Below are 18,353 nucleotides of genomic sequence, written 5' to 3'. Positions count from 1 at the left end.
TTGGCTTTCAGCCGTCGCCGCAGGGGTCAACTTCCTCCTACTGTCGTAGGAACAGCGAAGCGCACAGGAGCGCGTCGCACAAAATCGGAGGTTGCAGTGCACGCGCAGATCGTGTTGTTCGACGGATTCGATCCCATGGATGTCGTGGGTCCGTACGAGGTGCTCTACGCCGGGGGTCTCGCCAGCGGTGGGGCGTTGAGTGTCGAACTCGTCAGCGCGGAGGGGCCTCGGACCGTCCTGAGTGGAAGTGGTGAACTCGCTATGACCGCCACTGCAACCCTCGATGTCGAACACGCGGATCTGATCATCGTTCCCGGAGCATCGGGTCTCTTCGAACCCGATGCGGACCAGCCGGGCACCAGTTTGCCGGAAAGACTCGCGGCCACAACGGAAACCGAACTGCCTGTCATGATGCGGCGTGCACTCGACGATCCTGGTGTTCTTGTTGCGACCGTCTGTGGAGGATCTTTGGCGCTGGCGATGGCGGGGCTTCTCGAAGGGCGCCGCGCCGTGACACACCATCTTGCCGTGGACGCACTGGCGGCCGGCGGCGTTATTCCGATCCAGGCGCGAATCGTCGACGACGGTGACCTGATCACCGCCGGCGGTGTGACATCCGGTCTCGACCTTGGCCTGTACCTGTTGGAACGATGCCTCGGGCCCCGGATAAGTCTCGAGGTCGAAGCGCTCTTCGACTACGAGCGTCGTGGAACGGTGTGGTCGGCCAAGGGCGCCGAGCCTGTAATCACCTTCGCCCCGGACGCTGCGTGAATACGCTTGTGCGTACCGAAACGCGAGAAATCCCATGACCGGAATCCTGCTGTCCCTCCACGTGATTGCGGCCATTCTTGCCATCGGCCCCGTCGCTGTGGCGGCGAGTATGTTCCCGGTGGCGAGCCGCGCCGCGCTCGCCGATCCGGACAGCGCCAGTGTTGCGACGACGGGCATGCTGCATCGCATCGTTCGGGTGTATGCCACGATCGGCGTTGTCGTTCCGATGCTCGGTGTCGCCACCGCCGTCAATCTCGGAGTGCTCGGTGACCTGTGGATCCTCACCTCGATCGCACTCACCGTCGTTGCCGCCGTGATACTCACCGCGGTCGTGCTTCCCGCCCAACGGCTGACAATGGCGGCGATCGAAGGAACCGGGTCCGTTGTGGATGTCGCAACGCGGCTCACCCGTCGACTGGGCACAGCGACGGGGATCTTCAATCTGCTCTGGGTCGTTGTCGTCGTGCTGATGATCTTTCGGCCAGGATCGACAACCGGCGTGTGATCCGAGGCGATATTTCCCGTGTCGGAGACAGCGACGCTTGACCTTGACACAGTGACAAGGACTCCAATGGTCGACGAAGGAGGTGGTTGTCGTGAACACAACCAACCATGGTGGGCAGAATGCTCACCTCGTCGACGCATTGGCCGCGGCTGATCCCTCGGTTCGGCTGCGCGCCGCGCTCGCTGTCGGCACGCGCCCGGACCCTGAGCTGACGGATGCCCTGATCGATCGGTGCGCCGTCGAGCCGGACTTCTTCGTCCGCGACATGCTGACCTGGGCATTGTGCCGCTTGCCGGCCGAAATTACGGTGCCGAGGCTGATCCGTGAGCTCGGGTCCGATGGTTCGCAAGCCCGCAGTCAGGCGCTCCACACCTTGTCCAAGATCGGCGATCCGATCGCGTGGCCCGAGGTCTCTGCGCTGGTGCACGACCAGGACGACGAGGTCGCGCGCAGTGCGTGGCGCGCCGCAGTGGCACTCGTGCCGGCAGGAGTCGAGGGTGCACTCGCAGCGGATCTGGCGACCGAACTCGGGCGGGGCGAACTGCAGATGCAGCTCAGTCTGAGCCGTGCTCTGACCGGGCTCGGCGAGGCTGTACTCCCGGTGCTCGACGCGGCCGGAATGAACCCGAATCCGCGTGTCCGGGCGCATGCTGATGCTACAAAGCAACTCTGGCACGACCCCGACGGTGGGTTCGCACTCTCACACGAGTTGGCGAAGCGCGTCGCGGCAATCGGCCCGGACGCGTAGGAAGGGGAGACGGATGTTGATCGGCGAGGTCTCGCGGCGTTGTGGTGTCAGCACACGGATGCTGCGTCACTACGACACCTTGGGACTGGTGAAGCCGACGGGCCGCACGTCCGGCGGTTACCGGGAGTACTCCGCCGACGACATCCGTCGACTCTTCCACGTCGAGAGCTTGAGGACGTTGGGGCTCTCGTTGAACGAGGCCAAGCGTGAACTGGACGAACCCGACTTCGCGCCGGCCGATTTGGTGGGTGAACTCATGCAACACACTCGGCAACGGATCGCGGCGGAGGAGGAATTGCTGACCAAACTCGAAAGGGTCGACGCATCCGCCCCTTCGGAGTGGGATGACGTCCTGCGCATGGTCTCGCTGTTGCGTGCACTCGAATCCGAGTTCGCTGCCCACCGTCAGCAAGCGATCCTGTCGCAGGAGCTGAATGCGGCGTTGCCCGTCGACGCACTCGTCGAGGCCATCCTGTCGGAGAAGGATGCCAACGTGGCCGGAGCGTTGCAGTGGGCGTTGGCGAGGACCGAAGGTGCGGGCCTTGCAGGTCTCACGAAGGGCCTCGAATCGGAGGACGTCGAGGTTCGACGCCGCGCGACGTCGGCCATCTCCGGGATCCACACCGAGGAAGCAACTCGGGCGCTGAAGCGAGCTCTCGATGATTCGGACGCGATAGTCCGCGCTGATGCCGCTCTCACCCTCGGATCTCGCGGAGAGGCCGTCTCGATGCCCGCTCTCCTCGAGATGGTCGCCGACGGGCGACGCGACGTCGAGGCCGGAGAGGTGCTCGGTCTTCTCGCGGAGCACTCACCGACAAGCGGTGAGGTCGTCGATGCCGCGCAGGCAGGGCTCGACGGCACTGACGACGCCCCGACGAGGTTGCGAATCACGCAGGCACTCGCTGAGATTCCCGGCGCGGCGGCCCGGGAAGCGCTCGCCCGGCTGACACGCGACGACGACAAGACGGTCGCGTCCACGGCAGCCGCGATCCTCGAGATGCGGGACCGTGGACCACGCCGGCGCGAACGACCGCGTATCGGGAACTGAAATCGGAGAACTAGGGCACCTCTGACAAATGCGGGCCCGGGTGGTCAGCGCCGTAACGATTTTGCCGCGGCGTTGCCCTTCAACGCTGCACAGAGCAGGACAAGGAGCACCGCTAGAAACACGACTGTTGAGGCGACAGCCGACACCACAGATCCGAAACCTGTCACGACACCGATGGCGACCTGCATGCACAGTCCCACTACGGCTGTCCACACCGTCCGGCGTAGAAGGGGCCACGCAATCCGATGGGCCAATTGCCACGCCTCGGGGCTCGAGATCGTCGCCTTCGTGCGTATGCCGACAACGGGATTCGGTTCATCACCGACGAGTCGCGGCATGAGCCCAGCAACGAACGCGAGGATAAGCGTCGACGACGTCAGTGAGACCGTCAGACCCAGTAAGTCAGGCGATTCCATCCGTCCAGCCCCCAATCGGCAGATGTTGACGCAGCGGACATTCCAGTCTGGGGTGCCGCTGGGACACATCCGACTGTATGCGAACGAATGTATGTACTGCTGATCGGGTGACGCACTTTCAGGCTTTGTCGGATGAGCAGTGGACTCGATCTCGGACTAGTTTTCAGACAAGCCCTAGTGTGGATTGCCTAGGCAGAAAAGGTTTCCCGCCGGATCCGCCAACACGTGCCGGATGATCCGCCCGAATCAAGTCGAGGTGAACCGTATTCCTTTGGCTGCGAGCCTGATCGATCTCAGGCAAAGCCTCGAAGCTGCTGCGCACCCGCTGCGCGGTGATCAACGGATATGGTTTCTCACGTGGTGGATCAACGGCGAATGAGTTTGCGACGCAGGTACCTGAGCCTCGGTCTTGGCGAACTGGCCGCCGCGGGAGTGTTTGCCGCCGTGGCTGTCAGTGTCGTGATGCCTCGGCTCGAAGGTCCGCACGACTCCGCGGCGCTGTGGTCGGCGCTGGCCCCACTGCTCGTGGTTCTCGTACAAGCGGGTGTCTATTGGCTGCTTGCCCGAGGCTGGGTCGAGCAGGCGCCGATGCCGGCCCGCCTCGCAGCGCTCTACCGCGTGTTTCGGGTCCTCGATGTTCTCTTGTTGGCGATAGCTCTTCTCGGCGTTGTCATCTGGCTACCAGATCACTCCGGCGCGGCCGTGGGCGTGGTGGCGGTGTGGGCTTTCGGCGTCGCCGAGTACGCCAACTACTTCGTGGCTCGTCTCGCCTACCCGCTGCAGCGGTGGCCTTTCGAGGTCGGCAAGTTGCGGAGGCCCCAACTTGTGCACGACCTGCATTCGGCGCGGTGATACCGGCGATGAAGCCTGCCTTTGCCGCAACGGCAAAATTTGATGCGGGATCGGAGTGAATTCGGAAGGATCGGTTCTGCCCACCCAGGAATGAAGCCTCTATGTCGTTCTTCACCGAGTAAGGAGAACCACCATGGCAGCGTCGCGTCGCAGCCGCCGTGATGCCCCACCACCCCGGTCCGGAAATAGCGAGGTCGATACGCTACGCGCGTTTCTCGACTACTTGCGTGATTCGATCGCTGCCAAGGTCGAGGGTGCTCCGGAACCTCAGGTGCGCACCACAATTGTTCCGTCTGGGACAACCTTGCTCGGGCTGGTCACTCACTTGACCTTTGTCGAACGATCGATGTTTCTCGCAGAAAACGTGACGGATTGGAAAGCGACGTTTCAGCGAAGAGACCGGGCGCCATGCCGGGCACGCTGACATCCTCCGCGAACTTATCGACGGTTCGACCGGTCGGTGACATCGCAACATCGATCACAACAGTGGTTCGAAGTCGTCCGTCTCGCCGACAGCTTCCGCGCTTCATTGAGGCGAATGTCCGCTACCGAAATCGGGGCCCACAGGTATCGGGTCGGTCGCTCCGTCGGGAGTTGTTACTTCCCAGTGCAGTTCGGATGCAGTCGGGGGAACGAGCGCGCCGATCCACTCGGCAACGACACCGACGATAACTTTCTCGAGTTCCGTGCGTGACCACTCTCGCGGACGAGGGGGAACCGGTGGCTCCCAGCCTTCCTCACCCCAGATCACGCTGAAAAGCTCCCGCTCGTCGCCGATTTGCTGATTCAAACTGAACGCATCCGGATCGTCGAATCGCGCCCAGACGCCGAAAGTTCCCTCGCCGTCCTGATCGACCGAGACATCGATGACGATCCCTTCGGTGCGCGGGGTTGCCGCGTGGTGAATCGCAGCCAGTCGATCGCTCACTACCGCCGACACGGTATCGAGGACAGACCTCAGCGCGTCGCTGTACTCAGCAGGTTCCATCGGCACAGGATATAGAAATTCAGGCAATCGACTTCGAAGTCAGTGCCCCCGACATGGCCGCCCATTGAAGAAGAATGACCGTCTTACCGTCGACGATTTCTCCGCCGGAGATCATGTCGAGTGCCGTGTCGAACGGCAACTCCAGGACTTCGATGTCCTCGCCTTCGTCTGGCACCCCGCCACCGCTGCCGGTTCTGTCCGCCGGACTGTATCGAGCGGCGTAGAAATGCACTCTCTCGGTGACGGATCCGGGGCTCATGTACAGATCGAACAGATGCTGCACCTCACCGATCGCGACGCCAAGCTCCTCGCTCGTCTCTCGCCGAATGGCTACTTCCGGCGTGTCGTCGTCGAGCAAACCGGCTGCGGTCTCGATCAACATGCCGTCGGGGTGTGCGTTGACGTAAGCGGGAAAGCGGAATTGCTTCGTCAGCAGGACGGTGCGCCGTTCTGGGTCGTACAGCAAGATCGTCGCGCCGTTCCCACGGTCGTAGGTTTCTCGTTGCTGTGTCTCGACAGTGCCGTCCCGTCGCCGGTACGTGAAGGTGCTGCGACGCAACACATGCCAACCGTCTGAGGTGACCTCGACTCGTTCGACCTCGACATTCGGATTACCGTGCAGCCCGAAGCCTGTTCGGTCGAGGCCGGTGCGACCCCGGCTGTCCGGAATGTCGACGCCGGCGCAACCCGCCGTTGCAGTTGGGTGTATCAGCCGGTCGCTGAGAGGTTCGGTCATGTCATCCACCGTAGCGAAGATCGGCACCTCGCCGTTATTGGGCAACAACAGCTTCAGCGTTGAGCGGCGTCGCGGCGGAAACTCTCAGTCCAACTGAGAAGTCCCGCCCCCGTCCGGAGACGGGAGCGGGACTCGGGTGTCAGCGAACTCGGCAGCGCGTCAGACTGCTTCCTTTGTCGCCTGCGCTGCGAGGGTGAGCGCGATGTCGACGATCATGTCCTCCTGACCACCCACCAGACGGCGGCGTCCAGCTTCGAGCAGCAGTGTGCGAACGTCGATTCCGTAGCGCTCCGACGCAGCTTCGGCGTGGCGCAGGAAGCTCGAGTACACGCCGGCGTAGCCGAGAGTGAGGGTTTCGCGATCGACGCGGACCGGCCGGTCCTGCAGTGGTCGGACGATGTCGTCGGCGGCATCCTGCAGGGCGAACAGGTCGCAGCCGTGCTCCCACTCTTCGATGTTGGCGACGGCGATGAAGGCCTCGAGGGGGCAGTTGCCGGCACCGGCGCCGTGACCGGCAAGCGAAGCATCGACGCGGGTGACGCCGTTCTGCACTGCGACAACGGAATTGGCAACCGAGAGTGAGAGATTCTCATGGGCGTGGATACCGATTTCGGTGCCCTCGTCCAGGATGTCGCGGTATGCACGAACACGATCCGCGACGTCGTTCATCACCAGACGTCCACCCGAGTCGGTGACGTAGACGCAGTGCGCGCCATACGATTCCATCAACTTGGCCTGCTTGGCCAGTTCTTCGGCAGGCGTCATGTGGCTCATCATCAGGAAGCCCGAGACGTCCATGCCGATCTCGCGGGCGGTTTCGATGTGCTGCGCGGAGACGTCGGCCTCGGTGCAGTGCGTGGCAACGCGAACCGAGCGAACACCGAGGTCGTAAGCATGCTTGAGTTCACTGATCGTGCCGACACCCGGAAGCAGCAGCGTGGTGAGACGAGCGTGCTCGAGTACCTCGGCCGCTGCTTCGATCCATTCCCAGTCGGTGTTCGAGCCGGGGCCGTAGTTGAGCGAGCCGCCGGCGAGGCCGTCACCGTGCGCAACTTCGATCGCGTCGACGCCGGCAGCGTCGAGAGCTGTGACGATCCGCTTGACGTCGGTCGGCGAGATGCGGTGGCGAACAGCGTGCATGCCGTCGCGAAGGGTGACGTCCTGGACGAAGATCTTGCGGTTGCTCACTTGGTTGCTTCCTTCTGCTGGGCGATGCGCTCCGCGATCTGCATTCCGGCGGACGTCATGATGTCGAGATTGCCGGCGTACGCAGGCAGGTAGTGTGCCGCGCCCTCGACCTCGAGGAACACCGACACCTGGTGGGTGGGGCGATTGCCGTCGACGAGCAACGTCTCGACGGGCTGGTCGGCCGGGATCTCGGTGATCTGGACTTCCTGCTTGAGTCGGTAGCCGGGGACATACGCGGAGACGTCGCCGACCATCTTCTCGATCGACTGACGGATCTCGTCGTGAACAGCCGGGTCCGGTGCGTCGACGAGGCAGAAGACCGTGTCGCGCATGATGAGCGGCGGCTCAGCGGGGTTGAGGATGATGATGGCCTTGCCGCGACGAGCGCCGCCGACTGCCACGATCGCCTCGGACGTGGTCTCGGTGAACTCGTCGATGTTGGCGCGCGTTCCGGGACCGGCCGACTTGGAGGCGATGGACGCGACGATCTCCGCATACGCCACCGGGACGACCCGAGAAACAGCGGCAACCATCGGGATGGTGGCCTGGCCGCCACACGTCACCATGTTGACGTTGGGTGCGTCCAAGTGCTCGTCCGCGTTGACAGCCGGTACGACGTACGGTCCGATCGCGGCAGGCGTCAGGTCGATCATGCGCTTGCCGAGGGGAGCCAGCCGCGCGTTGTTGGCCACGTGAGCCTTTGCCGAGGTGGCGTCGAAGACGATCTCGATCTCGTCGAAGTTCGGCAGACCGACAAGGCCTTCGACGCCTTCTGCCGTGATCGGCACGTTCAGACGCGCCGCGCGAGCGAGGCCGTCCGACGCGGGGTCGATACCGACCATCGCGCCCATCTCCAGGTAGTCGGAGTTACGCAGCACCTTGATCATCAGATCCGTGCCGATGTTGCCCGATCCGATGATCGCGACCTTGACCTTGCTCATGCGTTGTCCTCTTCGCTGGAGAAACTGGTGGTGACGGAACCGAGCCCGGAGACGGTCACGGTGACTTCGTTGCCTGCGGTGACCGGTGCCATGGGGCCGAGAGCGCCGGACAGGATCACCTGCCCTGCGGTCAGCGGCTGCCCCAACTCACGTGCAGTGCGGGCGAGCCAGACGACGGCTTCGATCGGATCGCCCAGGCAGGCGGTTCCGACGCCGGTGGACACCTCGGTGCCGTCGACGGACATCGACATGACGACGCCGGCGGGTTCCACCTCGTCGAGGGTGCGTCGTTCGGTTCCCAGGACGTACACGCCCGAGGACGCATTGTCGGCGACGGTGTCACCGAACTTGATGTCCCACGACTCGATGCGGCTGTCGCAGATCTCGATCGCGGCGACGGCGTAGTCGATCGCACCGCGCACCTGCGCACTGTCCAGCGGTCCGTCCACGAGGTCGGCACCGAGCACGAAGGCAACTTCCGCTTCGACCTTGGGCTGGATCAAACGGCTCATGGGGATGGCGCCGCCGGCGGGGAACTCCATGTCGGCGTACAGCACGCCGAGGTCGGGCTGGTCGACACCGAGCTGCTGCTGGACTGCCACCGAGGTCAGGCCGATCTTGCGGCCTACGACCACGGCCCCCGCCTGCCGACGGATTTCGTCGACGCGGCGCTGGACGGCATAGGCGGCGACGAGGTCGTCGGCGCCGATCAGATCGCGCACGGGCGCGCAGGGAGTGCCGCTCGCGATGGCGGCTGCGAGGCGGTCCGCAGCAGCTGCGATGTCGGTCTCGCTAGCTGTACTGGTATTCGTGGGCTGGCTCATGGCCACTACCTTCGCCGCGGCACCGAGATTGCGCCAGGGAACTGTCTCACTCAGCGATACGCTGGGGAGGTGACTGGCAGCGCAAACCTCGACACCGTGCTCGGCAAGGCGGTGACGATCCTGCGCGCCTTCCGGGCCGACGACCACGTGTTGCCTCTGGCCACCCTGGTCCAGCGGACGGGCCTGCACAAGGCGACGGTGCACCGCCTGGCCAACGAACTGGTCGCGAACCGGCTACTCGACCGTATCGACGGTGGCTACCGGCTCAGCGGCGGCCTCTTCGAACTCGGCATGCTCGCCTCTCTCGAACGTAGCCTCCTGGAGATGGCGATGCCGTTCCTCCAGGACCTGTACGAGCGGACCCACGAGACAGTCCACCTGGGGGTCCGTGACGGCCACGACGTCGTATACGTCGCGAAGATCGGCGGACACCGGCAAGCCAACTCGCCGTCCCGGACCGGTGGCCGGATACCGCTTTATTGCACCGCAATCGGCAAGGCGCTCCTGGCATTCTCCGACAACGAGTTTCGCCGCGAGGTGCTGTCGGAGCCGATGACGCGCCGAACCCCGCACACAATTGTTGCGCCCGGCATTCTCAACACCCAACTGAACCGAGTGGTCGAGACCGGTATTGCGTTCGAGCGCGAGGAATCAGCGCCGGGTCTCGCATGCGTTGCGGCGCCGGTATTCGGAACCAATGACAAACCCGTCGCGGCTATCAGTGTCACCGGTCCCACCAGTCGCTTCGTCCCCGAGAGCCAGGTGTCCTACGTGCGCGCTGCTGCCGAAGGCCTACACAGCACGATCGCTCGCCGCGAACGATTGCGGTGATCTGGCCGTCCCGACCCGGACGAGCCCGGTCAATGCGTGCGGCAATGGCCCCTCGTGTAGGACGCCGAGACGTTGGGTTGCGCGGGTGAGGGCGACATAGAGTTCAGACGCACCGCGTGGGCCGTCGGCGATGATTCGCTCCGGTTCCACGACGAGCACGGCATCGAACTCGAGGCCCTTCGTTTCCGAAACCGGCACAGCGCCGGGCACACTCGCAGGTCCGATGACGACGCTCGTACCCTCGCGTCCGGCCTCGTCCTGATTGAATTCGTCGATGGCGGAGGCTAGTTCGTCGGCGGAGATTCGCTTGGACCACGGTTGGACCCCGCAGGCGCGGACGGACTCGGGCGGCTGGACGTCTGGCGCGAACTCGGCGAGCAAGGCGGCGGCGACGCTCATGATCTCGGCGGGGGTGCGATAGTTCACCGACAGGGATCGGTAGATCCAGCGGCCGGGGACGTACGGCTCCATCATCGTCGCCCACGAGCGAGCACCTGCGGGTGAACGTCGTTGCGCGAGATCACCTACCACCGTGAAAGACCGGTCCGGGCAGCGGCGCATCAGGACTCGCCAGTCCATCTCGGACAGCTCTTGTGCCTCGTCGACCACGATATGCCGGTACGTCCAGTCTCGGTCAGCAGCAGCGCGTTCGGCGAGCTCCCGGGTATCGCGTTCGACGAAACGATCCGCCAGGTCCTCGGCGTACAGCATGTCCTGGGCGAGGAGATGATCCTCGTCGTCCATCAAGTCTTCGCGACTGATCATCATGTCCAGCACGCCCGCTGCATACGCAGCCTCGTCGCGGCGTTCACGTTCGGCACTCTGGTCGACGGGCTTGTCCCGGCCGAGCATGTCCACCAATTCGTCGAGAAGCGGAACGTCGGACACCGTCCAGGCATCGCCCTCTCGGCGCAACAGTGTCTCGTCTGCGCCTGCCTTGCGTAGGCGTTCCGGCGAAGTAAACAGCTGTGTCAGTAGCTCTTTCGGTGTCAGGATCGGCCAGAGTGCGTCGAGTGCGGCGGCGAACGCGTCATTCTCCGCCAACTCTGCGGTCAGATCTGCGCGCACTTGTTCCCAGGCTTCACGGTCACTGCGTGTCAACCATCCCTTGCCGATCCGCGCTATCGCCCGCTCGGTCAGTGCCCAGGTGACGATTTCGGTGAACACAGTGCGAGCGTCGTTGTGGGGGAGTCCGCTCGAACGAGCTTCTTCTCGGGCCCACTCCGCCGTTTCGGCGTCGATTCGCACTGTGACGTCCGCCAATTCGATCAACAACGGGTTCTCGGGCAATCGCTGATGATCGGCAATCGCTGCGCCGAGAACGTCCAGGATCTTCAGCGAGCCTTTGAGCCCAGCGGCCTCAGGAGCGTCCTCGGCGGTGACGCGTAAACCCGGAACGAGATCACCGGTGGTCATGAACACCACGTCGGACTCGCCCAGCGAGGGCAGTACGCGGCCGATGTGGTTCAGGAACGCCGGGTTCGGCCCGACCACGAGAACGCCGTGACGTTCCATTCGCTCTCGCTGCGTGTAGAGCAGGTAGGCGACGCGGTGCAAGGCGACGACGGTTTTCCCGGTACCGGGGCCACCTTCGATCACCAGAACCCCGGGGTGTTCGAGTCGGACGATGTCGTCCTGCTCGGCCTGGATCGTGGCCACGATGTCGCGCATGCCCTCACCTCGCGGTGCGTTAACCGCAGCGAGCAAGGCGGAATCGCTGTGGGTGTCGTGTTCTGCGCCGTCAGGGCGCCCGAGTACCTCGTCGGTGAATTCGACCACGTGTCGACTGCGTGTGTGGAACTGACGGCGTCGACGCATGTTCTCCGGGTTTGCAGCGGTGGCAACGTAGAACGGGCGAGATGCCGGCGCCCGCCAATCGAGCAGCACCGGTTCGTAGTCGTTGTCCGCATCGAGAAGGCCGATTCGGCCGATGTACGAAGTCTCACCCGACAGCGAGTCCAACCGGCCGAAGCACAGGCCGTTGTCGGCTACGTCCAGCCTCTTCACCTCTTTGGCGAGCGCGCGCACCTCGGCGTCGCGTTCCATGAGTGCTTCGCCGTTTCCGCGCAGAGCGGTGTTGTACCTGCCCTTGACTCGGGCGCGCTCCGCATCGAGGCGAGCGTAGAGCCCCTCCACATAGTTCCGCTCGGACCGCAGTTCTTCTTCGTATCCCTGGGTTGGCACGTGCCCTCACTTCCGCTGGCTGTTCCGATCCCGTAGTGGGTCGTGCGGGATCGGAAGAGCCATTTTGCGGCACTACCCGGGCCTTGCCGCAAGGCCCCCGGTGCGATATACATTGGTAGTGGAAGGGAGTGTCGATCCTCCCCCGGCTTTTTCCCACAGATCCTCTCGCGACCCCCCCAGCCTGATGCACGGCTCCCAGCCTGGTCGATGTTTGGACCCCGAGTGTCACGGGTACAAATCCAGTGACCGGTGTTCCAAAATCGGTTCCCCTCATGAACTTACGTGGATCGAGGGATTGTGAAGGCGATACTGGCAACGGCCGCGAGCATCCTTCTGGTGGTTGCCCTGGCCGTCGCCGTCTTGCTTCTCCTTTCCGGATCACCGCGCGAAGGTACTTCGCACGAGCTCGCCGATACGGTTCACACGATCGGTGGGAAGCCGACAACCTGCACCGAGTTGTTCGGTGAAACATGCAGCTTTGCTTTGCAGTCGGACTACAACCAGTGGGGACAAAACCTCGAGGGTTTTGTCAATGCCGGGACCCTCGGACCTTTCGCCCGCAGTATCGGCTTCGTGGCGGAGGCGAAACTGAGCTTGCAGGCATGCGAGGTCAGCGCAACCGCCGGGCGGACGATTCTCGATTTCTACACTCTCGCCGAGATCGACCACCCCACGGCCACCACCACCGACCTCTTCCCCTTCTGGAACGAGTCCCGCCAATTCCTGTGCCCGGTAAACAGTTTCTGAGAATGCTGTTTGCTATTTGAGATGTTCGAGACGCATCGCTCGCTCGGAGCCAGGTTGGGCGCAAGCGCGCGAATCGTGGACAGCGTTCCGCCCACGGGGGGATCGGTCTGTAACTGGCTCATGAGCACTGAATAACACACGAGAGTGAACGGCACTCCCCTCGGTGGCCGCTTCTTGTACGCGTTGCGGCGTGTCGGTGCACGGATGTTTATGCGAATTTCGACGGGGTAGGGCCTTCTGTGGGGGATTCCTACCTGTGTGGGATCCCGGAGCAACAATCCGAAACGTATTGGAGGGTCAACGTGCCAGATGACAAGAGCGGTCCCAGCGAGGGAATCAAAGGCGTCGTAGAGGACGTCAAGGGTAAGGCCAAGGAAGCCGTGGGTGCGGTTTCCGGAAACGACAGTTTGACCCGAGAGGGCCGCGCCCAGCAGGACAAGGCCGAAAGCCAGCGAGAAGTCGCGAAGAAAGAGGCAGAAGCCGAGAAGGCTCGCGCAGAAGCGGCCGCGGACGAAGCGCGACAGAAGTCCGAGCAATAGCCCTGACGCACTCGTCACCCTCGGCCTGGGATTGATCCCAGCCGGGGGTGAGTCGTGGCTCCGCGTTCAGTTTGAAATCTCTACTTACATAAGGCGTAACAAGATTCTTGCGCCCAGCATGACGATCAAGAGGAGCTGTTCGATGCCTTCATCTCAGTCCGTCCCAGGTGCACCGGCCCCGAAAGCGCCGGACCTGAAAGAGCCGGTCAAGCCTCGACAGCCGTTGCCGCCCAAGGATGACCAGCGGCAGCCGGAGGTGCGTACCGTCGCGGGTGCCGAGGAGAAGGTGAAGGGAAATGGTCGCGGCCAGCGGGGGGAGTACCTCACCACCGCAACCGGTACACGTCTCTACGAGACCGACCACTCACTCACTGCCGGCGAGCGTGGCCCGACTCTTCTTCAAGACCACCACCTGCGTGAGAAGATCACACACTTCGATCACGAGCGAATTCCGGAGCGCGTCGTCCACGCCCGCGGGGCGGCCGCACACGGAACGTTCCTGGCGAATGGCGCGGCCGAAAACATCTGTAAAGCATCGGTGTTCGCTTCCGGTGCTCGAACCCCGGTGTTCGTGCGGTTCTCGACGGTGCTGGGTTCACGAGGTTCGGCGGACACCGTACGCGACACACGCGGTTTCGCCACCAAGTTCTACACCGACGAAGGTGTCTTCGACCTGGTGGGCAACAACATCCCGGTGTTCTTCATCCAGGACGGCATCAAATTCCCGGACATCATCCATGCCGCGAAGCCCCACCCGGACCGCGAGATCCCGCAGGCGCAGAGCGCGCACGACACATTCTGGGATTTCGTGTCGCTGCACACCGAGGCCACGGCGCACACATTGTGGAACATGTCCGATCGCGGCATCCCGCGCTCCTATCGCATGATGGAGGGCTTCGGTATTCACACGTTCAGGCTCGTGAATGCCGACGGCGAGACGAATCTGGTGAAATTCCACTGGAAGCCGGCCGCCGGAGTGCATTCACTCGTGTGGGAGGAAGCGCAGATCGCCGGCGGTGTGGATCCGGATTTCCATCGACGCGATCTTGCCGACGCCATCGAGGCGGGCGCATATCCGTCCTGGGATCTGGGCGTGCAGGTGTTCCCTGATACCGAAGACGAAATGTTCGAAGGCATAGATCTATTGGATCCCACCAAGATCGTGCCCGAAGAACTCGCGCCGGTTCAGGTCATCGGAACGATGACACTCGACGCCAATCCGACGAACTTCTTCGCCGAGACCGAGCAGGTTGCATTCCATCCGGGTCACTTGGTTCCGGGTGTCGACATCACCAACGATCGTCTCCTGCAGGCACGTTTGTTCTCGTACCTCGACACCCAGATCACGCGACTCGGTGGCCCCAATTTCGATCAGATCCCGATCAACCGGCCTCACGCGCCTGTCAACGACATGCTTCGCGACGGCTTTCATCAGGACGGTGTACATACCGGAGTTGCGCCGTACCATCCCAATTCGTTGGACGGTGGGTGCCCGTTCTTGGCCTCGGCGGAGAGTGCGGCCTATATCGAGGTGCCCGAAGAAGTTTCAGGGCGAAAGGTGAGGCAGGCGCCGGCATCGTTCGACGATCACTTCTCGCAAGCTCGACTCTTCTATCGCAGTCTCTCCCCTGTCGAGCAGGAGCACGTCGCGCAGGCGTATACCTTCGAATTGGGTAAGTGCTACGAGGAGAACATCAAGACCCGGAATCTGGGCATCTTGGCGAATATCGACGCGGGTCTCGTGTCGATCGTCGCAGGGGGGCTTGGCCTTCCGGTTCCCGAACCGACCGAGCCGTTGAGTGATCCGGAGCTCAGCCCTGCACTGTCCCAGGTTGGTGCGGAATGGCCGGTAGACGGAAGGATCATCGCACTACTGGTCGATGAGAACTCCGATCTCGAAACGGTTGTCGCCGTTCGAGACAAGATCTTCGACGCCGGCATGGTGCCGCTGATCCTCGGACCGCACGGCGGAACCATCGGGGACGGTGACGACGCGGTGACGGTGCAGCGAACGTACCTCACAGCTCGTTCGATCGAATTCGATGCAATCCTGCTGAGCGGCGACGTTTCTCGGATCGGCGAGGGCAAGTTGGATCCACGGGTGGAGACTCTGCTGAACGAAATGTATCGTCACAGCAAGGCAATTGGTGGTTGGGGAGAGAGCATGAGTGCGCTGGCTGCGGCCGGTATCGACGAGTCTGCATTGGGAGTCGTCGTCGATGCAGACGCGGAAGGAGCGCTCGCCTCGCTGGCTCAGCTTCTGAAGACGCACCGCGTGTGGGGGCGTTTCGAGGTGCCGCCTACATCCTGAGTGCCGACGTACGTTCGAACCTGCGGTGTGGCCGAATTGCCAGTTCGGCCACACCGTCGGAGTGAAGACGAGTGAAGGGACGAAACAGTGGCTCGCAAGGACTCACAACCTCAACTCAAGGATCAAGAACTCTACGAAGAGCTACGCGAGAAGGGCGATTCCAAGGAGAAGGCGGCCCGAATCTCCAATGCGGCCGCCAATCGAGGGCGGTCGAATGTCGCCAAGTCCGGCGGACAATCCTCGCCGTACGAGGAGTGGACAGTCGACGAGCTGAAGAAACGTGCCAAGGAACTCGATCTGCACGGCTATTCGAAGCTGAACAAGGGTGAGCTGATCGAGCAACTCCGCACTCACTGAGCTGTGTTCTGCTCGAGTCGTATTCTGCTTGTGCAGAATACGACTCGAGCGGTCGGTTCAGTGCCCTTCTTGATCGAAGAGTTCCTGACCTTCCAGTCGTTTGACCCGTCGGTGTTCCATCAAGATGGCCAGTGTTCCGACGATGAAGGACACCACGCACACGACGCCGGCAATGACTGCCCAACCACGAAATCCGTAACCTGCTGCCACCAAGGTCAATCCGAGTGTTGCCAGACCCAGCCCGATCAGCAGGTATCCGGGATAGTTGCGACCGTCGCTGATTGCCTCCCCTACGTGCGATCGATTTGTGTGTTCGTCATCTACCGGTGAACTTTCGCTCGCGTTTGTCACGGCACACTCCATCCTGAGCTCATGAAGACTTGCGATTCTTCGCTCGTCGCGGTCCACAGGGCAACTACCCGATCGGTGACTGGATGAAACGGTTGGAGTAGTGCCGAAAGGGGTAGAAGGTCGTACGCTCGAAGTATCGGAAGTGGATGAAAACCGGTGCGAGGAAGGCCTATGAACGCGAAGCCGACTCCCGACATATTCTCGGTAGGTACACCGACTCTCGGTGTCGAAGAGGAGTTCTTGCTCTGCGATCCGCAGACTGGACATCCCGCTCTGCGCAACTCCGAGGTTGCTGCCGCCGGGCGGGAACTCGGTATCTCGCTGCAACTCGAACTCACGCGCTGTCAGGTGGAGACGTCCACGTCGATCGGAAACCATATTCGTGATCTTCGTGATCAACTCTGTGAGTCGCGTGCCGTCACCGCCGACGCCGCTGCCCGTGTGGGTTGTCAACTCATCGCAGTCGGGACGCCGTTCTACGATCCGCCGGTAGACGAGATCACTCAAACGTCGCGATACCAGCGAATGGCCGGTCAATTCGGAGCGATCACCGAAGGTGTGATGTGTGGTTGCCACATTCATGTCGGTGTGGAAGATCGAGAACGATCGGTCCAGATCATCAACCATCTGCGCCCATGGTTACCGACCTTGTTGGCACTGACGGCGAACTCTCCGATCAGCGCCGGTCGCGATACCGGTTATGCGAGTTGGCGTTACGTTCTGTTCGGCCGATGGCCCAGTTCGGGTCCGCCGCCCTACTTCGAGTCCGTGGCGCACTACGAAGATGCTGTTGCAGCAATGCTGGAGACAGGGGTCATTCTCGATCCACACATGGTCTATTGGGATGTGCGCATGTCGGATCACCTTCCCACCGTGGAGATTCGGATCAGCGACGTGCCCGCCACCGTGGAGGAGACGATGACTCTGGCCACACTGGTGCAGGCACTCGTCGGTACCGCATCCGCCGCGATCACGAAAGGTGAAGCAGCGCCTGCTGTCGATCACGAGCTACTCCGCGCGGCTTGCTGGCGGGCGGCGCGTGACGGACTCGACGGGAGGTCGCTGGACGTGGAATCCGTGCGCTTGCTGACTGCACACCAGGCGGTTCGGCAATTGGTGGATCACGTCGAACCTGCGTTGACTGCATTCGGAGAATTCGAGCAGGTCACGGCCTCCTTGGACAAGGTGTTCAGCAACGGAAACGGGGCGATCGTGCAGCGTCGTCAACTCACGCGTCGGTCACGTGTAGCTGATGTGATCGACGAGTGCGCTCGACGCACTTTCGAAGGGTGCAGTTCGCAAGGGGGCAGTGAACTGTAAGGCACGGTTGGAATGGGCATTCAAGAACTTTCAATGTCTTGTCGAAGTCACCGATCGGACTGCAGGAGGAGGAACATATGAATGGCGATCCACGACCCGAGCTTCCGTCGGGCAAGGATCTCGACGATATGTGCAGGCAATTGGCTGCGGCAGTAGAGGAACACGGTCTGTCGGTGGCGACGGCGGAATCGTTGACTGCCGGGAACATCGCCGCACATCTGGGAAAGGCGCCGGACGCCGGATCGTGGTTTTGTGGTGGGATCGTCGCGTACACCCGCGAGGTGAAACATTCCGTACTTCATGTTCCGGACGGGCCAGTGGTCTGCGAAGAGGCAGCCAGGGTCATGGCGCACAGCACCGCCACACTGATGGGTGCGTCGCTAACGCTGGCCGTCACCGGTGAAGCCGGTCCTGATACCCAGGAGAACGTTCGACCCGGAACTGTGTGGTTCGGAGTCGTCGACCATGGGACCGCCGAAACGGAGAAGCAGGTTTTCTCGGGCGACCCCGAAGCTGTCCTCGGTGCAACTGTCGAGCACGCGATCCAACTACTTCTGCGTCACGCATCCGGTCGCCACACACCGAGTTCGAGAGTTGTGAACTAGTCGAGTTTTCAACTCTTCGAACGGTTCTTCTTGTGACGACCTGTGTGTTTCGCAGGCGCCTGCGCGGTTGGAACCAGATGACCGTCGGCCG

General features: G+C 62.6%; 21 protein-coding genes and 1 pseudogene. 14 read left to right on the top strand and 8 right to left on the bottom strand.

Going from position 1 to position 18,353, the window contains the following annotated elements; genetic code table 11:
* The first annotated feature begins 96 nt into the window (after positions 1-96).
* From AC1Q61_RS06985 to AC1Q61_RS06970, 4 genes are all read left to right on the top strand, one after another.
* The gene (locus AC1Q61_RS06985; protein ID WP_007735669.1) at positions 97-771 is read left to right on the top strand and encodes a DJ-1/PfpI family protein; all 675 of its coding nucleotides are present in this window, start codon (positions 97-99) and stop codon (positions 769-771) included.
* Positions 772-805: 34 nt separating this feature from the next.
* On the top strand, positions 806-1,276 hold the full coding sequence (locus tag AC1Q61_RS06980; RefSeq protein ID WP_003943264.1) for a DUF2269 family protein: 471 nt from the start codon (positions 806-808) through the stop codon (positions 1,274-1,276).
* A gap of 82 nt (positions 1,277-1,358) precedes the next feature.
* Entirely contained in the window at positions 1,359-2,024 is a 666-nt protein-coding gene (locus AC1Q61_RS06975; RefSeq protein WP_179090777.1) for a HEAT repeat domain-containing protein, read from the top strand.
* 13 nt (positions 2,025-2,037) lie between these two features.
* On the top strand, positions 2,038-3,072 hold the full coding sequence (locus AC1Q61_RS06970) for a HEAT repeat domain-containing protein (RefSeq protein ID WP_492651204.1): 1,035 nt from the start codon (positions 2,038-2,040) through the stop codon (positions 3,070-3,072).
* Between the two features lie 44 nt (positions 3,073-3,116).
* On the opposite strand, the gene AC1Q61_RS06965 is transcribed toward AC1Q61_RS06970, so the two are convergent.
* Positions 3,117-3,488, bottom strand: a complete 372-nt coding sequence (locus tag AC1Q61_RS06965; RefSeq protein ID WP_064443539.1) for an SdpI family protein — start codon at positions 3,486-3,488, stop codon at positions 3,117-3,119.
* A 375-nt stretch (positions 3,489-3,863) separates the two neighbouring features.
* Between AC1Q61_RS06965 and AC1Q61_RS06960 the strand changes: the two genes are divergently transcribed.
* The 3 genes and pseudogenes from AC1Q61_RS06960 to AC1Q61_RS06950 all read left to right on the top strand — a co-directional run bounded on the left by AC1Q61_RS06960 (position 3,864) and on the right by AC1Q61_RS06950 (position 4,804).
* Positions 3,864-4,340 carry a hypothetical protein gene (locus AC1Q61_RS06960; RefSeq protein ID WP_081377509.1) on the top strand — a complete coding sequence of 159 codons (477 nt, stop codon included), beginning with the start codon at positions 3,864-3,866 and terminating at the stop codon, positions 4,338-4,340.
* Between the two features lie 133 nt (positions 4,341-4,473).
* A pseudogene (locus AC1Q61_RS06955) lies at positions 4,474-4,632 on the top strand (mini-circle protein); the annotation flags it as partial.
* Positions 4,633-4,711: 79 nt separating this feature from the next.
* Positions 4,712-4,804, top strand: a complete 93-nt coding sequence (locus AC1Q61_RS06950; RefSeq protein ID WP_370852753.1) for a mycothiol transferase — start codon at positions 4,712-4,714, stop codon at positions 4,802-4,804.
* A gap of 62 nt (positions 4,805-4,866) precedes the next feature.
* Here AC1Q61_RS06950 and AC1Q61_RS06945 read toward each other — a convergent pair whose 3' ends face one another.
* The 5 genes from AC1Q61_RS06945 to AC1Q61_RS06925 all read right to left on the bottom strand — a co-directional run bounded on the left by AC1Q61_RS06945 (position 4,867) and on the right by AC1Q61_RS06925 (position 9,017).
* On the bottom strand, positions 4,867-5,328 hold the full coding sequence (locus tag AC1Q61_RS06945; protein WP_042922920.1) for a DUF6389 family protein: 462 nt from the start codon (positions 5,326-5,328) through the stop codon (positions 4,867-4,869).
* A gap of 19 nt (positions 5,329-5,347) precedes the next feature.
* Complete coding sequence (locus AC1Q61_RS06940) at positions 5,348-6,064, bottom strand: NUDIX domain-containing protein (RefSeq protein ID WP_051649632.1); 717 nt, start codon at positions 6,062-6,064, stop codon at positions 5,348-5,350.
* 159 nt (positions 6,065-6,223) lie between these two features.
* Positions 6,224-7,252 carry a 4-hydroxy-2-oxovalerate aldolase gene (dmpG, locus tag AC1Q61_RS06935; protein WP_215516184.1) on the bottom strand — a complete coding sequence of 343 codons (1,029 nt, stop codon included), beginning with the start codon at positions 7,250-7,252 and terminating at the stop codon, positions 6,224-6,226.
* Positions 7,249-8,193, bottom strand: a complete 945-nt coding sequence (locus AC1Q61_RS06930) for an acetaldehyde dehydrogenase (acetylating) (RefSeq protein ID WP_003943168.1) — start codon at positions 8,191-8,193, stop codon at positions 7,249-7,251. Before AC1Q61_RS06930 ends, dmpG begins: the two co-directional genes overlap by 4 nt.
* Positions 8,190-9,017: a 2-keto-4-pentenoate hydratase gene (locus AC1Q61_RS06925; RefSeq protein ID WP_064113555.1), complete on the bottom strand. Its 828-nt coding sequence runs from the start codon at positions 9,015-9,017 to the stop codon at positions 8,190-8,192. The genes AC1Q61_RS06930 and AC1Q61_RS06925 overlap by 4 nt, the downstream gene beginning before the upstream one ends.
* Before the next feature lie 69 nt (positions 9,018-9,086).
* Here AC1Q61_RS06925 and AC1Q61_RS06920 point away from each other — a divergent pair, with 69 nt between their 5' ends.
* On the top strand, positions 9,087-9,848 hold the full coding sequence (locus AC1Q61_RS06920; RefSeq protein WP_003942865.1) for an IclR family transcriptional regulator: 762 nt from the start codon (positions 9,087-9,089) through the stop codon (positions 9,846-9,848).
* Here the strand turns inward: AC1Q61_RS06920 and helR are convergent.
* A complete protein-coding gene (gene helR, locus AC1Q61_RS06915; RefSeq protein WP_492651203.1) occupies positions 9,810-12,032 on the bottom strand; it encodes an RNA polymerase recycling motor ATPase HelR in 2,223 nt (740 codons plus the stop codon). The two genes, AC1Q61_RS06920 and helR, sit on opposite strands and share 39 nt — an antisense overlap.
* A gap of 282 nt (positions 12,033-12,314) precedes the next feature.
* On the opposite strand from helR, the gene AC1Q61_RS06910 reads away from it, so the two are divergent.
* The 4 genes from AC1Q61_RS06910 to AC1Q61_RS06895 all read left to right on the top strand — a co-directional run bounded on the left by AC1Q61_RS06910 (position 12,315) and on the right by AC1Q61_RS06895 (position 15,986).
* Entirely contained in the window at positions 12,315-12,779 is a 465-nt protein-coding gene (locus AC1Q61_RS06910; protein WP_225320190.1) for a hypothetical protein, read from the top strand.
* Between the two features lie 302 nt (positions 12,780-13,081).
* Positions 13,082-13,318, top strand: coding sequence for a microaggregate-binding protein 1 (gene mbp1, locus AC1Q61_RS06905; RefSeq protein ID WP_003943084.1), 237 nt, complete (start codon positions 13,082-13,084; stop codon positions 13,316-13,318).
* 142 nt (positions 13,319-13,460) lie between these two features.
* Positions 13,461-15,629 (top strand): catalase, encoded by a 2,169-nt coding sequence (locus AC1Q61_RS06900; RefSeq protein WP_003943216.1) that lies wholly within the window; start codon positions 13,461-13,463, stop codon positions 15,627-15,629.
* A gap of 87 nt (positions 15,630-15,716) precedes the next feature.
* On the top strand, positions 15,717-15,986 hold the full coding sequence (locus tag AC1Q61_RS06895) for a DUF7218 family protein (RefSeq protein WP_003943161.1): 270 nt from the start codon (positions 15,717-15,719) through the stop codon (positions 15,984-15,986).
* Positions 15,987-16,043: 57 nt separating this feature from the next.
* On the opposite strand, the gene AC1Q61_RS06890 is transcribed toward AC1Q61_RS06895, so the two are convergent.
* Positions 16,044-16,349 carry a hypothetical protein gene (locus AC1Q61_RS06890; RefSeq protein WP_007735689.1) on the bottom strand — a complete coding sequence of 102 codons (306 nt, stop codon included), beginning with the start codon at positions 16,347-16,349 and terminating at the stop codon, positions 16,044-16,046.
* Positions 16,350-16,508: 159 nt separating this feature from the next.
* Here AC1Q61_RS06890 and AC1Q61_RS06885 point away from each other — a divergent pair, with 159 nt between their 5' ends.
* Both AC1Q61_RS06885 and AC1Q61_RS06880 read left to right on the top strand, forming a co-directional pair.
* Positions 16,509-17,657, top strand: coding sequence for a glutamate--cysteine ligase 2 (locus tag AC1Q61_RS06885; RefSeq protein WP_051649630.1), 1,149 nt, complete (start codon positions 16,509-16,511; stop codon positions 17,655-17,657).
* A 77-nt stretch (positions 17,658-17,734) separates the two neighbouring features.
* Positions 17,735-18,262: a CinA family protein gene (locus AC1Q61_RS06880; RefSeq protein WP_050654955.1), complete on the top strand. Its 528-nt coding sequence runs from the start codon at positions 17,735-17,737 to the stop codon at positions 18,260-18,262.
* The last annotated feature ends 91 nt before the right edge of the window (positions 18,263-18,353 follow it).

This window comes from Rhodococcus sp. MPR-R1B, assembly GCF_058793255.1.
This window is presented reverse-complemented; position numbering and strand designations above follow the sequence as displayed.

Coding starts and splice junctions, on each gene's coding strand:
- AC1Q61_RS06930 (WP_003943168.1), bottom strand. CDS start 8,193: ATGAGCAAGGTCAAGGTCGCGATCATCGGATCGGGCAACATCGGCACG.
- AC1Q61_RS06890 (WP_007735689.1), bottom strand. CDS start 16,349: ATGGAGTGTGCCGTGACAAACGCGAGCGAAAGTTCACCGGTAGATGAC.
- AC1Q61_RS06970 (WP_492651204.1), top strand. CDS start 2,038: ATGTTGATCGGCGAGGTCTCGCGGCGTTGTGGTGTCAGCACACGGATG.
- AC1Q61_RS06980 (WP_003943264.1), top strand. CDS start 806: ATGACCGGAATCCTGCTGTCCCTCCACGTGATTGCGGCCATTCTTGCC.
- AC1Q61_RS06945 (WP_042922920.1), bottom strand. CDS start 5,328: ATGGAACCTGCTGAGTACAGCGACGCGCTGAGGTCTGTCCTCGATACC.
- AC1Q61_RS06965 (WP_064443539.1), bottom strand. CDS start 3,488: ATGGAATCGCCTGACTTACTGGGTCTGACGGTCTCACTGACGTCGTCG.
- AC1Q61_RS06885 (WP_051649630.1), top strand. CDS start 16,509: ATGAACGCGAAGCCGACTCCCGACATATTCTCGGTAGGTACACCGACT.
- AC1Q61_RS06880 (WP_050654955.1), top strand. CDS start 17,735: ATGAATGGCGATCCACGACCCGAGCTTCCGTCGGGCAAGGATCTCGAC.
- AC1Q61_RS06940 (WP_051649632.1), bottom strand. CDS start 6,064: ATGACCGAACCTCTCAGCGACCGGCTGATACACCCAACTGCAACGGCG.
- AC1Q61_RS06925 (WP_064113555.1), bottom strand. CDS start 9,017: ATGAGCCAGCCCACGAATACCAGTACAGCTAGCGAGACCGACATCGCA.
- AC1Q61_RS06960 (WP_081377509.1), top strand. CDS start 3,864: ATGAGTTTGCGACGCAGGTACCTGAGCCTCGGTCTTGGCGAACTGGCC.
- AC1Q61_RS06900 (WP_003943216.1), top strand. CDS start 13,461: ATGCCTTCATCTCAGTCCGTCCCAGGTGCACCGGCCCCGAAAGCGCCG.